3 protein-coding genes, 1 tRNA gene and 1 pseudogene are annotated in these 14,428 nt (G+C 48.8%); 1 reads left to right on the forward strand and 4 read right to left on the reverse strand.

Annotation, left to right across the window (positions count from 1 at the left end):
• From HMPREF0673_RS14530 to HMPREF0673_RS07060, 4 genes and pseudogenes are all read right to left on the reverse strand, one after another.
• Positions 1-7,055, reverse strand: a pseudogene (locus HMPREF0673_RS14530) (SpvB/TcaC N-terminal domain-containing protein); the annotation flags it as partial.
• Between the two features lie 95 nt (positions 7,056-7,150).
• Positions 7,151-10,120, reverse strand: coding sequence for a T9SS type A sorting domain-containing protein (locus HMPREF0673_RS07045; RefSeq protein WP_007900085.1), 2,970 nt, complete (start codon positions 10,118-10,120; stop codon positions 7,151-7,153).
• A gap of 732 nt (positions 10,121-10,852) precedes the next feature.
• Complete coding sequence (locus tag HMPREF0673_RS07055; RefSeq protein ID WP_007900089.1) at positions 10,853-11,869, reverse strand: phage integrase SAM-like domain-containing protein; 1,017 nt, start codon at positions 11,867-11,869, stop codon at positions 10,853-10,855.
• Positions 11,870-12,259: 390 nt separating this feature from the next.
• Positions 12,260-12,334 (reverse strand) — tRNA-Arg (locus HMPREF0673_RS07060).
• A gap of 384 nt (positions 12,335-12,718) precedes the next feature.
• Here HMPREF0673_RS07060 and ettA point away from each other — a divergent pair.
• Positions 12,719-14,416: an energy-dependent translational throttle protein EttA gene (ettA, locus tag HMPREF0673_RS07065; RefSeq protein WP_007900092.1), complete on the forward strand. Its 1,698-nt coding sequence runs from the start codon at positions 12,719-12,721 to the stop codon at positions 14,414-14,416.
• The last annotated feature ends 12 nt before the right edge of the window (positions 14,417-14,428 follow it).

The raw sequence follows: 14,428 nt of genomic DNA on the forward strand, positions 1-14,428 counted from the left end.
ACCACGCTGAGCACATTGCTCACCGCATCGTATGTATAGGCATTGTCCATAATGGTGTTGCCACCACTATTCACCGTGAGGTTCTGCAATCTGCGACGCTGTGGGTCGTAAGTGTAGAAAGTCTCCGCACCGTTGCAATACTTCAAATATGTGCGCTGCTCAAACTTGTCATAGCCGATCTTGCTCACATAGTCGTAGCCGTATGACTTGTAGCCATGAACCTTTTCAAGCTGACCACCGAGATTGTAAGAATAGGTGATTTTCTCCTCATCAGGATAAATCATCTCCAACAGACGGTTGTGGCTGTCATAAGTCCATTGCGTCACATAGGTTGCTATCGCCTGATTAGGCACAATCATCGTGCGGCGGGTCTTTGTCACCTCGCCCATCTTGCCATAGAAGTATTCAATGGCACCTGTTCCATCCTCGCGGAGCATCAATCTGCCGATACGGTTCTGAGAAGCGTTGCGACCACCGTAGTAATACTTCACGTTGTTCTCCGGATGATCTGGGTAGTTGATACCCGTCAGACGCTGATAGTCGTAATCGTAAGTAATGAACTTGCCTTCCTTTGCAAGATTGGCAGTCTGCTTGGTCAGCACATTGCCGAGTGCATCGTAAGTGAAACTGGTGATGCCGCTTGCTGGATGGTTCACCTCTGTACGGCGGTCGCCCATGTCGTAAGTGGAGGTCGTCACGTTGCCCTCCGTGTCGGTGACACGAACAAGGCGCTGTATGCCGTCATACTCAAACGAGGTGGTAATCTCACCGTCAGGACCGCTCTTCTGGATGGTCTTCAAGGTCTTGCCACTGCCATTGGTATGGGTAGCCTGCACATTATGGAGTGCGTCTGTTACGGTTGTAACAAGTGCATGACTGCCGTTGTCAACAGTATATGCCGTAGTTGTCGTAGAGTTGTCCGGCAATGTCACTGAGGCAGCACGGTCGAGCACGTCATAAACAGTAACCGTTGGAGATACATTGTCAAATGACTTGCTGAATGTGGACTTCGATCCGGTTCCTTCCGTTGTAGGATAGAATGCCTTTGCCACACGTCCGAAAGCGTCATACACGTTTCTTCCGCTGACTATCATCACGTTCTCGTCCTTGGCAGAGTTCCCCTTGGATGCACTTGTCACAACACCGTCCTTCTTCACCTGCACGGCTCTTCCGAAACCGTCAACGAACGTAATGGTCTCCAAGTCATCGTTAGGGTGCTGGATGTCGTAGTGCTTGGTCACTGCGTAAGCAGGTGCGGTAATGCCACTCTCACCAAAGGTAGCCAAAGGCTGATATTCAAAGGCGATGGCATAAGGCACGCCCGTAGCCAACTCATTTGGACCACGCACGCCAGTAATGCGACCGAGGTCGTCAACATCAGTCTCATAGTAGAAGTTGTTGAGGTCACGATGCTCCTTGGCAATGCCATAGCGATAGTCAAAATTGCCTTGCTCGCTGCGGTAGCCCCACGCATCGTCAATGCGCTCAACATACATGTTCATCTCAGGCTCATAGCGGTACTTGTACCACATACGCTGTCCCTTGCCGTTGGCAGGGAGAGTCTTCTGGATGATGTTGCCGTAAGAGTCGTACTTGTAATCCGTAACAGCCTCGCCATCATTCAACTGCTGTGTAATCTGCGTGATGTGGTTGGCGTAGTTGGTATTATACTTCGCCGTCACATGGTGATAGAGTGAGCCGTCACCGCCTGTAACAGTAACATCAACAGGAAGTCCGAAGATGTGCTTGCTTGCATTGTCCGTGTATTTAATGGCGGTTGCATAGTCAAACTTTCCGTTTCCGTCCTCGCCAAGGCTTCCCTTGTCGCTGTACTTGTAGGACTTCAACTCACCATGATAGCCATTGAGGTAGTATTCATTCCATGCTTCGGATGTAACCACACCGTTTGCAGCACCCTCATACTGCAAGTTTGCCGTATAGCGGAGAGGGACGAATGCAGAGGCACGGTCGCTCCAAAGGTTCACGTCACGCTTTGCGAACGTGTACTTGTCACCGTCGGCAGTCAGATAGTAGCTGTCGTAACGGTTCTTTGTCTCGGTGTACTTGTTGCCGTTGGCATCCTCTACGGATGTGGCGGTAACATTGCCCTGCGTGTAGTAGTTGGCAACATCGTAGTTCTCAACAGCCTGTCTGTAAACAGAATTGCCTTTCTCCGTGTCAAGGTTCTTGGTGATGACCTCACCGAAACCGAGGAACTCACGTTCATGGCGGTCACGCTTGCCGTCCTTATACTCAAAGGCGGTAGTCATGACAGGTCCATCGTCATGGATACCATCATCAACGGTAAGGGCAGCCATTACCCACTTGCCACCAGGAAGTCCGTAGGTAGGAGTGGTATGCGCATAGTCGAGCGTGAAAGTACCGCCCAAGGAATTGGTGACAGACTTCAACATGTTTGTTCTGCCAATGGCAGAGCGTGTAACCTTCAACTCGCTTTCCTTCTCAGACTCAACGATGTCAAGATAACCGTCACCATCAACATCCTGCAAAGAGTAGGTAGGACGATTGATACTGTGCGAGGTTGATGCACCAGGGTTGGTTGAAATCTTGATGCTTATGACAGGAATGTTGATGGTCAAAGTGAACGCTGCATTTGCAGACTCTGATGTAGAGGCAGATTCACTAAGCGCACTTGCACCCTTCCAACTGATAGGCTCGTCAAAGCCATTGCCTGTATTGAGGGCAACAGTTATACCGTCACCATCCTTCCATACCTTATCAGGAAGACCGTCAGAGTTGATGTCGATAAGGTTGTATTCCTCTTCACTTTCAGAGGTTACGATACCGAAACCTGCTGAGAAACTACCAGAAGCCTTGTTTATATCCTTATACTTTTCATCTTGAAATTTACCCCAACCTGCCTCAGGAGTATTACCACTTGCACCAATATTATAAGAAAGACTCTTACCGTCTTGAACACGGTCAAGTTCCCAATCTATAGGCTCAGTGAAAGCATAGCCAAGATTCAGTTTTACTTTCTTGTCTGAAAGAATCTTGTCGGGAAGTCCATCGCCATTGATGTCAATGAAAGATTCAACTGCCTCATCCGTATTCTTTGGCGCACTGCCAGAAATGGAGAATTGAGCCAGCCATGCAGTCTGCTGGTTCAGTATGGTTGCTTTGCCCTTGGAGATTAGATTTGTGATGCTTGACGCTGAAGCCACAGGGTTGCCGCCATATCCCCATGCCTGTGAAGCATTGTCGGAGTTGCTGGAGCCGATGCCCTTATAGATTTCGCCGCTCAGTCCACCAAGAGAGTTGGTGTATTGAATCGTACCACCAGCGATGATGTCAGGGAATCCGTCACCATTCATGTCCATCATGGTGACCTCTGTCTTGGCATTACCGCTCGCATCGTTGTGTGTGATACCAAGCGCACCGCCTTGCACTACCGTGCTCTTGCTGGACATCACTTGGCTTACTGCCGCAGCACCAGTACCTTGCAAATACTCACCTGCAAGTCCTGCTACCTCGGTATCGTTCTCCAACGGATTGGAGAGAAGAACATCCTGCTCGGTCAGTCGGGCTGTACTTGCCTCGGTTGCAGTAAGATAGATGTCCTGTCGCTGACCGACCCACTTGTCCATGGAGGTCTGGTCGGTACCCAATGGGGTGAATGCCATCGTGAGCGGATCAACCTTGTCGTCCTCGTTCTCTGGCAATTTCAGCAATGACTCGTCAATAGGCTTGGCGTATCTGCCCTCTGCCGCATTATAGACAAAGCCGCCCCAACCTCGGTAGAGCATACCGAAGCCATTGTTATCGCTTTCTGCATAGAATCCAGCAGGAACACTTTCAACAACAAGTCCCGCAGCATCTTTCTGAACAGAAACAGAAGCAGAGGTCAACGCTCCGTCAGAAATGGTTGAAGGATAACTGTATTCAAACCAAATCTTCTTTCCGCCAAAGTTTGAAAGGCGTAAGGTATCGCTCTGTAAAATACCGTTCTGTATCTTGAATATCTTCTTGCCGACAAGGGCATCAACAGTCTTTGCCGTCAATACCACCTCACCATTGAGGGCATTGTCAGAAAGTGCGAGTACAGGAGATACTACCAAAGCAGTGTCTGCCGCTGTGGTTAGATATGGCTTACCCTCCTTCAAGGCATTGGCGAATATCTTGTAATGTGCAGGAACTGCCATGGTCTGCTCAACATTGGCAGAATCCTTGTAAGTTACAGACGCTTGCCAACCGATATTCTTCCAATCAACATTTGAGGTAGATGAAATCTCAAAGCTGAAGTTGGTCAGCTTTTCTGTATTCTCCAGACTGATGTTGAGAGAATCGCCACCAAAAGCCTCATTAGCCTTCAATGTACGAGCAAAGACAGTCTTCTCGATATAGTTCGGGTTGTCGTTTCCGTCACTGTCTTTCTTTTCATTGCTGCCGATGATGCAGAGAACAACATCGTCGGTTGTTACAGGCTTGTGGAAGGCACTGCGAACTTCCACGCTTGAACCATTCTCCACATTGGCAGAGGTGTTCACATCATAGATGGCACCATCCTCAGGCTTGTACTCTGTTGAAGAAAGCCCGTTAGGCAAGATATTTGACTCGCCAGCGTATGTAATGGTAGGCGACCAGCTCACCTTGTCAAAAGAACCGTTGCTTGTTTCCTCAGAGCCAGACTGGACACGGAAATAGATTCTGTCACCACGCTTGACGGCAACAGATGATACGGCTGCGCTGTATGGACTGTTGTCACCCTTGGCTATCGTCTTGTTCCAAAGTTCATTGCCTCCCTTTTGGATGGCAATTCTTACGCCGTCTGCCTTCTGATACTCGTCAGCATCATAGTCATCTGTTGGTGCAATGAGGCTTACTTGACCAGTTACGCTGACAGTTCCGTCCTTAGGAGCCTGCCATACACGCACAATATCCTCCATCGGTGAGTTCTTGATGGCTTCCGCCTGCTCATCCTTACTGACCTCCATGACAGAAGTGTCAACCTTGCCACCATAGATAATTGGGCTTGGCGTGTCGGCACTGCTCAATGTAAACGTAGGCACGGCATTGCCAGACTGATCAAACTCCAAATGGTTGAAATATACCTTGCCATTGGAAACGAGGTCAACAAGTCCGTCACCGTTGATGTCGCTGAAATACTGAGTGGTCTTTGTCTTAGTGGTTGACTTGTCCGTTCCGACAACGGCAGTCAGAACATTCCAACCGACAACGGCTTTCGCACCGAAAGAGTTCGTAGAACTTTTGGTTGTCGAGAAGTTACTGATACCCTTTACCTTGACAGGCTCACCATATACTACTTCTCCGTTGTCAGTCTTGACCTGTGGACGATAATATACGGAACCACCAGACTTGTATACCTTGTCAGGAAGTCCGTCACCGTTCAAGTCAACGAATGCGGAAAGTCCCTTGCTGGTATCGCTGGAGTAGCTGTAAGAACCTCCTATTGTATTGCTTTTCCATTTGCTTCCGTCCCAAGGTCCCACACCTGCATAGAACGAACCGCTTACAGAAGAACTTGTCGTTCCGCCAAGTGCAGTTGGCTTGTCGCTGAAGCGCTTGCTGACAGTCTTCAATGGATTGACAAAACCAGCGTCAAGTCCATCATCGTGCGTGTTCCATTTCTCGGAATCGTCCTTGAAAGGAACATAACCCTTGTCTGCCTGCACATCATCATAATAGTCGAAGTTCTGGAAAGCCACTTCCTTTCCGGTGTTGTCATACTGTCTGACACCTGTGAGCATTTCCTTGTGGAATGCACCTTCCTTGTAGTCAAAGGCATAGCTGCGCAATGTCTCGCCCTGGAAATTCACGGTCACTTTCTCCAACAGCCTGTTGGAGGAGGCGAGGAATCCATAACGGGCATTGTTGGTCTTTACCTGCTTTACCTTGTTGCCATCAAAGAGTACAACGGTGTGCGGTTCCTGTCCTGCATTACCTGCGTGAACCTCCTTCAGATATGCAGCCTTGGCCTTCAAGCCGCCACGCACATCCTCATCCACGATGTCATACACATATTCTATATAGTCACCGTGGAGTTCCTCGACACGTTTCAGCTTCCATTCGGCAATCACCTCACGGGTATTGCCCGAAGCATCGGTGACATTGCCCTTTACAACAGCTCCGTCACCACCATAGATGTACTTGACACCCTGCTTGTCTGTAACCTCCCAATAATAGTTGGCAGGACTGTCACCCTTGCGGATGATACGGTTGAAATCACCGCCTTGGCGGGTGTAGAACTGGCGGTCCGCCTTTCTGTTCATCTTCTCGCCACGGTGTGCGACTCCCATCTGTCCGTTGTCGTCCATGGTGGAGAGCATTGAACCGGACAAGAGATAAGTCTCCGTCTCTTTTGACAGGTCATAACGAGGCACGCCCCACCGGGTGTCAAGCGTAATGCTTGGCACGCTGACGTTCCAACCCTCGCCAAGCCAACCGCTACCGCCCTCGCTGCTGTACTGCAAACCAAGGCTTGGCTGCATACCGTTTCGTGCTGGCGGCATCTCGAACGGATACTGCAGGTTGGCAGAGCCACGGTTGTTTGCGCTTGGAGGCGCAATGACATTGAGCTTCGCCGTAGGGTCTGCCGCCTTGATGTCGTTCATCATCGTCGGGGCAAAGCCTTCGGTCTGCGGAGACTCCGGTGCCTGTATCACACCGTTGATCATGTCGGTGAAGTGGGTCGTCTTTGAAACGACACACTCTTCCTTCTTGTCCACACGCACACGCTCCAACGCAACCCAATGCTTCTCGGCCGGGTCGTAGTAATAGGTACGGATGTCGTCCTCGGTATAGCCGCTTGGTATCCTCGTGCGGTCATACTTTATCTTGACAGTCGCGCCCTCGCCTGTGAAGTGTGTTCCGTGAGGGAGAAAACGGTAGCCATGTCCTCCTGCCGTGACATTGGTCATGGCAAAGTCAAGCTCAGGGACATTCTCCTCTCCGATAGAGTTCACGGAAAGGCTTCTGTTCCGAATGAGGTCTTTCTGAAGAACGACCAGTTTGCTACCTCCTACGGAGATACTGTCAGAGACACCCTTCTTGAAGAGCTTTCTCACGGCTGTCCCGTCCTTTGCCGAAAGGGACAGTGTGGCGGCAAGCAGTAAAACCAATGCCCACGCCACCTTCTGTATATAATTCTTCATGCGTATCTTCCTTTAAGTTACTTTACTGAGATTTTCCTTGTATGCTCCCCATTCTCGGAGATTGCCTTCACGACATACACACCCGATGCGGGAACCTTGAAGTCGGCCTGCTTGACGCTTTCGCCTGTCATTTGGCGTGACACTACCAGTTTGCCTGATACGTCAAACACCATCAATGTGGCTGCAGAAGGCTTGTCCTGTGTGAGTTTAGCCTCGTAGATGCCTGTCGTAGAACCGTTGCCATTGACAGTGAAATCCTCGTCTTCTCCAGAAATGAAGGAGTTGTCAGCCTGTCTGTCCGAGCTGCCCACATGGCTCTCCCTTGCCTGTGTTCCGTTAGGCATACTTGCATCACACTCGCTGCCGACATAGACGGTCATCGTTGTCGTACACTTCTTGGGTGTTTCTATCTGCACGTTGCCCCTTGTGGTGAATGAGGTTACAGGCGTACCGTTTACGGTAAGGTCGGTGATATGCGTCTCGCCCTTTCCGTACTTGATGCAGAACCGCCATGCACGAAGTGACCAGACATATTCATGATGCATGGTCTGTCCGTTCAACTTGTATGTGACCTGCATATTGCGGACTGTAACACTGAGCACATCGCCAGGCTTGATGGTGACATATTTGGTTAGGCTTGTATATCCACCGGTTATGATATGCGCCTTGTCGCCCCGCACGTCGAAGCCATATTGGGTGATCTCGTCCGTGAGGCTTGGCTCCAATCCCACACGGTAGTTTGATTTTGTATCGTTCACCGTCCATGAGATGTCGCCAGACAGATAGGTCCTGGTGTCATGCGAGTATGAGGTGTAGAGTGCGTTGCCAGTGGCATAAATCTCGTTGCCTCCACCTTGTGATACGGACAGCGCATAGGCGCCGGGGGCAAGATTCGTGATTCTATGCGTGTCACCGAAGAATGTTCCTCTGGCAATGGTTTCTCCTTTTACTTTTCCTGCAACGGTGTCAACGCTGAGCACATAGGAATAGACTGGTGTACCGATGTTGATGCCGATGTCGATATACCCGTCATTGCGTGGAACTCCATTCTCGCAACTTGACGGCGTAGGAGTGGCATCATAGGAAATGCCGTCATAATAGGCGAATGTGAACACATCGCTTCCGCTTCCGTCTGCATCCCATAGGATATTGCGGAATATGGTCTTGCCCCTTGTCATATCAGGCTTGGAGCATCTTATGTTGCTATTGCTGTTGATGTCGAAATCACCTTCACCGCTTGGGTCTATGAGCATGACGGTACGCTTGCGGCAATAGTCCGAGAACTCCCTGTCCGGTGTGAGGTCATAGCTCAGCTCTGCCATATAACCGACATCATCTATTCCTCCTGTCCTCAAGCCTGCCATATTCAAGGCGGACTCTGCTCCTTCCGTTCGGATAATGCCCACATTTGTGTCTGTGTCAGTTGCATCCGAAAGGGATATGGTTCTTGTCGCACTTCCTGTTCCGTCAACACGCAGATAGATGTTTTTGCCTTCCTTGCGGATAGAGATGTCCGTTCCGTCAACATCCGTGGCGATGTATGAATTTGAGACCGCTCCGTTGATGATCGGATAAACAACTCCAGCATTGGTGAACCGGAATCCATACTTGCATGTGCTGCCACCGATGCTTCCGAAGCCAACGTCAAAAGTCGGGTGACTTGTCGGACAGGTGAACTCAAAAGCACCGCCACCTCCAACAAGGGCTGGGGTCGTGGCATAAGCTCCGGAAACGGCTTTCTCTTGGATGATATTGTCAGTAAAGCCATTCCTTGACACTTCAAGTCCTTGCGCAGTCCATCTTGCCACTGTACTGTCGGGCTTTGACGGCACGTTGGTCTTGACCATCCATGTACGTTTCATGACATGCCACAGGGAATCTGTAGGTGAGGTATATGTTGCAAGTGCCACATCATCGTCGCCCCAGAAAGTAAAGCCTCTGTCCGGCATCGGATTGCCGTTTTCACGTCCCATGACAAGCAGACGGGAAGCGGATGAAAGGTTGTATGGATTTGCGTCATGATAAGTTCCGTTCTCCTTCAAGGCCGAATATACCGGACTTTCCTCATATGATGTTGCGGAAAGCGGTTGGGAGAGACTTCCTGCCATGTCTGTTCCAACAGCTGTGACCCTATGGTGGTAGGCTTGGTTCTCCGCCATATCCCAAGTCAGGTTTCCGTCGCTGTCAAGATACGAGCCTTTGAGGGTGATGCCGTACTTTACCGCCAGATAGCTCTCCACTTTTCTGCGCTCATCGGGTGTAAGCATCCTGCTGAAAACAATAAGTTCAGGGGCATATCCCCGGATGGAAGCATTACCGAAGAGCGAGGTCGGGATATCCGTACCGAAACTGCCCGAGGTGGAAGGTGTTCCTATGAATAAGGTGGTGTTGGAGTTGTCTCCCCACAATGTTGTTGAAGGATTGCTTACCTTGAAGTAGGACACAACGCGCAGAGCGCTTTCCTTAAAACCGTTCTCGGACAAAGAATCGCTTGATTGATAAAGCAGGTCTTCACCCGATGCTGAACCATAGTCCAGTGGTTCAACGCCTCTACCCCTTACGGCTTTGTCCTTGCTCAGAATGGCTCCGTCGCCCTTGCGGCCGTCAAGAGCATAGACAACCATATCCTTGCCGATGGTTGCCAGTTCCGGTGCAAAGACACCGATGACGGTAGCCTGCGAGAGGTTGCCGTGTTTGAGTTTGGCACTCAGACTACGAAATCCGTCTGCGAGCCAGAGACTCGGATTGAAGTTGAAGTAATGGACTGAACTGTTCGGAAGAGTAAGTTCAGACTTGACGCCACGGCTGTCCAATAGCATCAGCCGTATGGAATCCCCAGAGAAATCCTGCCAACAGTAATAACCTTGCAGGTCTGAGTTCAAAGGCGCAGTCTTGAACCATAGTTCGCTTCCGCTGACTCCTCCGGGCGTTTGCGCGAAACTGCCGAGAGCGAAGCCTAACAGTAACAAAGAAGTAAACTTTCTCATGCGCTGTCAATTTGGAGTGTTTGAAAAATATAAAAACGTATGCCTCTGCCGCGCAGGGAGAGACCAATGAGAGAGAACGGACTGTTACTACGGAGAAGAATTGTGATATAGGCTTGCTCCGTAAAGTCCTATTGTCACGTGGCTGGCCAATAGGCTTTACCACCAAACTAATGCTGCAAATATACAAAAATAATCTTAATAAACGGATATAATCTTTAAGAAATTTGCTGGTTTGGTGTTTTTTTTTATGATTTCGGTCGATTTTGCAGAAATCTTTTACATCTGTTGTATGTACTGGAGTTAGTTTGGCAAAAATACACAAATGGTCACGGATTCAGTTTCTTATGTTAGAATGTGAATCATGGTTTGAAACTGTACACACTCGGGGTACAAATGAAAACACTATATGCTTGTGTCGGAAAGGTATATATGAGCTGATGGTAGAGTCGTCATCAACAACAATGCTCCCTGATGTGATAAAATCAGCAGGAATACTTGCTATTCATTTTACGATGGGGTTATGTTCACAAGTTTGAGATTTCATGTAAAAAAGTCCTAATTTCCATATTTCTCTTCTTGTAAATTATGGGATATTAAGAAAAATATCGTATCTTTGCCCCCGAATTGAGGCGTTCTTTGTATATTGCAAGGTTGTGAAAGAAAAAGAATATAGCTCGTTTCTAAATCGTTAGCAGTAACATTCTTTAAAGTACTTAACTTACTGATATTCAATCAATAAAAGATTTTGTTGTGACTCGCCACGTGGAAAGTCAACTTCTGCCTGAAGTGCAGCTCCATCTGTATCACATGAAGGTAGTCGTTGGCTTTCTGGTTGCTTATCTTAGGCAGTTGGTAGTCGTACTTCTCAAGCACCTTCATCGCAGGAGAGAGGATAGGCGTGAAGAACTTCGTATCGGTCTTGATACGGCTACCATCGATGTAGTACATCTTGCCTTCCTTCTTCGTCATGCTCTCGAAGTCGAAGGTCTGTGTGTCGCAGAACGACAGACCGGTGTAGGCAGCGAAGATGAAGAGGTCGCGCACCCTGGCAAGTTTGCCCTCGAACTTGTAGTTGCGCATGAGCTTCAGTTCAAGTTCGGTGAGCGGTTCACGTTCACGGCACTTGCCTCGCTTCAACGTCACCACTTGATAAGGATCCTGTGGAATTTCGCCCATCTGATAAAGCTGGCGAACCCACTTGTGGATTTTCTTGTGGTAGCCGTAACACGTCACATCGGTACGGGTGCCATCATGCAGCCAGTTGTCAAAGGCGATGATGTTCTTCGGAGTCAAGTCGCCATAGGTGTTGAGTTTACCGAATGTGCGCACGGTTTCAATGGCACAAATCTTGTGCTTGCGTGTACCTTCGCGCAAATCTTCATTGGCGAGAGCTTCCTCCATAAAGTCGAGAAAGCTCTTTCCACTTTTCTCCGGCTCTTTTGGCTGCTCCTCCTTTACTTCCACCTTAGGCTTCTTGTCTTCGCCATTGAAGTGATACATGAAATTGTCGTAGGTTCGCTCTTCATCAAGAACGTCCATCGCAGCAATGATTTTCTTACACTTTGCTACCAGAGCTTGTGTTTCGGGCGAAGCTGCTGCTGCTTGCCAGTCGTTGGGTGAATACTTGCCAATCATAATGTATTTACGAGTGGCACGTCCAAGATAAACTTGCACTTCCAAAAATCCGTAACCCCTCTTCTCGGAGTTTTTTCTACGGTCGAAGACGACCTCTACCAATTCCTTCTTCATCGTTAAAGTAGGTTTTAGTACAGCGGACAAATAAGTGGAGGAGATGAGAATAATGGGAGTTTAACAATTTTTAATTGGCTATCTTGCCAATTCCAGCTATTTAGTGGCTGAAAGTGTCACACGTTTTTAGAAAGTGTCACACATTTCAGAAAAGTGTCACACAAAGTGTCACACATTTATGTATCGTTGTGTCCCGTTATGTCATCATCAAAGCACCAGGTTCAAATCCGCTGCGTTAATTAGACATTACGCTCGTCCTCTAAATAACTGTCTGAATTCCAAGCTACTCGCTCGTAACTAACTGTATATAAGCAACAAAGAGGATACTACCGAAGTAGAATCCTCTTTGACGTTGTTTTGTTCCGATGTGACCCGCATGGGGTCACAAAGTGATTCCGTTGGGGTTCGAACCCAAGACCCACAGCTTAGAAGGCTGTTGCTCTAATCCAACTGAGCTACGGAACCTCCAAATCGACTGCAAAGGTAATATTTTTTTTTCAAACACAATGCTTTTTTGTAATATTTTATTGGGTTTCATATAAAAGTTTATGATTTTGGGTTTGCAGATTGTGTGTCACACATATATTTAATAAAAAGACGCTGATTTGTCGGATATATTTTTTAAATTTGCAAAAAGAAATCTTAAATCTTATTTATCACAATGAGTCATTTTCAACATTCTCTTAATGACGATAGCGACTATAAGCGCGAAGAAATAATTCGTAAAATAGAACATGCTATAGAGCATATGACGCTAAAAGAACTTGAGGCTTTATCCTACGATATGTTCACAAAGGGATATTTCGATAACTTTTAATTTAATCACAGATAAAAAACTATTTATATAAAATGGCAACAGTAGACGACAAGAAAATTATTTTCTCTATGGTTGGGGTGTCGAAGATCATCCCGCAGAATCGTAAACAGATATTGAAGGACATTTATCTCTCGTTCTTCTATGGTGCAAAAATAGGTATCATCGGTTTGAATGGTGCAGGTAAGTCGACATTGATGAAGATTATAGCCGGACTGGACCAACCTACTCAGGGCGAAGTGGTGTGGAGTCCGGGCTACTCGGTCGGTTATCTGCCGCAAGACCCACCGCTGAATGAGGCGAAGACGGTGAAGGAGAACGTTATGGAGGGGGTGCAGCAGGCGTATGATGCTCTGAAGGAGTATGAGGAGATAAACGAGAAGTTTGGCCTGGAGGAGTACTATGGTGATCCGGAGAAGATGGACAAGCTGATGCAGCGCCAGTCGGAGGTGCAGGACATCATTGACGCGACGGACGCATGGAACATGGACTCGAAGCTGGACCGCGCGATGGCTGCGCTGCGTTGCCCGAAGGGCGACTTGCCGGTTACGCATCTCTCGGGTGGCGAGCGTCGCCGTGTGGCTCTGTGCCGTCTGCTGCTGCAGAAGCCGGATGTGCTGTTGCTGGATGAGCCGACGAACCATTTGGATGCGGAGAGCATCGACTGGTTGGAGCAGCACTTGCAGCAGTATGAGGGTACGGTTATCGCTGTGACTCACGACCGCTACTTCTTGGATGATGTGAGCGAATGGATTTTGGAGTTGGACCGTGGTGAGGGTATTCCTTGGCATGGCAACTACTCGTCGTGGTTGGAGCAGAAGACTACGAGAATGATGCAGGAGGAGAAGCAGGCTTCGAAGCGTCGCAAGGCATTGGAGCGTGAGTTGGAATGGGCACACATGGCTCCGAAGGCTCGTCAGGCTAAGGGCAAGGCTCGTCTGAATGCTTACGAGCAGATGCTCGGTGAGGAACAGAAGGAACGTGAGGAGAAGCTGGAGATATTCATCCCGAACGGTCCGCGTCTTGGCAACAAGGTGATTGAGGCGCAGCATGTGAAGAAGGCTTTCGGCGAGAAGGTGCTGTTCAAGGACTTGAACTTCATGCTTCCGCCTAACGGCATCGTGGGTGTTATCGGTCCGAATGGTGCGGGCAAGACTACGCTTTTCCGCATGATTATGGGATTGGAACATGCTGACGGCGGTACGTTTGAGGTTGGAGAGACTGTTAAGTTGGCTTACGTGGATCAGCAGCATAAGGATATTGACCCGAAGAAGTCGGTGTACGAGACTATTTCGCAGGGTAACGAGACGATACGTATGGGTGGCAGGGATGTGAATGCGCGTGCCTACATCTCGCGTTTCAACTTTGCGGGAACGGACCAGAGCAAACTCTGCGAGACTCTTTCGGGCGGTGAGCGCAACCGTCTGCAGCTGGCGTTGGCACTGAAGCAGGAGGGCAATGTGCTGTTGCTCGACGAGCCGACTAATGATATCGACGTGAACACGCTGCGTGCTCTGGAGGAGGGTCTTGAGGGTTTCGCTGGTTGTGCTGTAGTGATTAGCCACGACCGTTGGTTCCTTGACCGTATATGTACGCACATTCTTGCTTTTGAGGGTGACGGCGAGGTGTTCTTCTTTGAGGGAAGTTATTCGGACTACGAGATCAACAAGGCTCGCAGACTCGGAAATGAAGAAATAAAGAAGGGTCGCTACAGAAAATTGATGGAGGACTAACCCATTTATAAT

The organism is Leyella stercorea DSM 18206, from assembly GCF_000235885.1.
Taxonomy (GTDB): domain Bacteria; phylum Bacteroidota; class Bacteroidia; order Bacteroidales; family Bacteroidaceae; genus Prevotella; species Prevotella stercorea.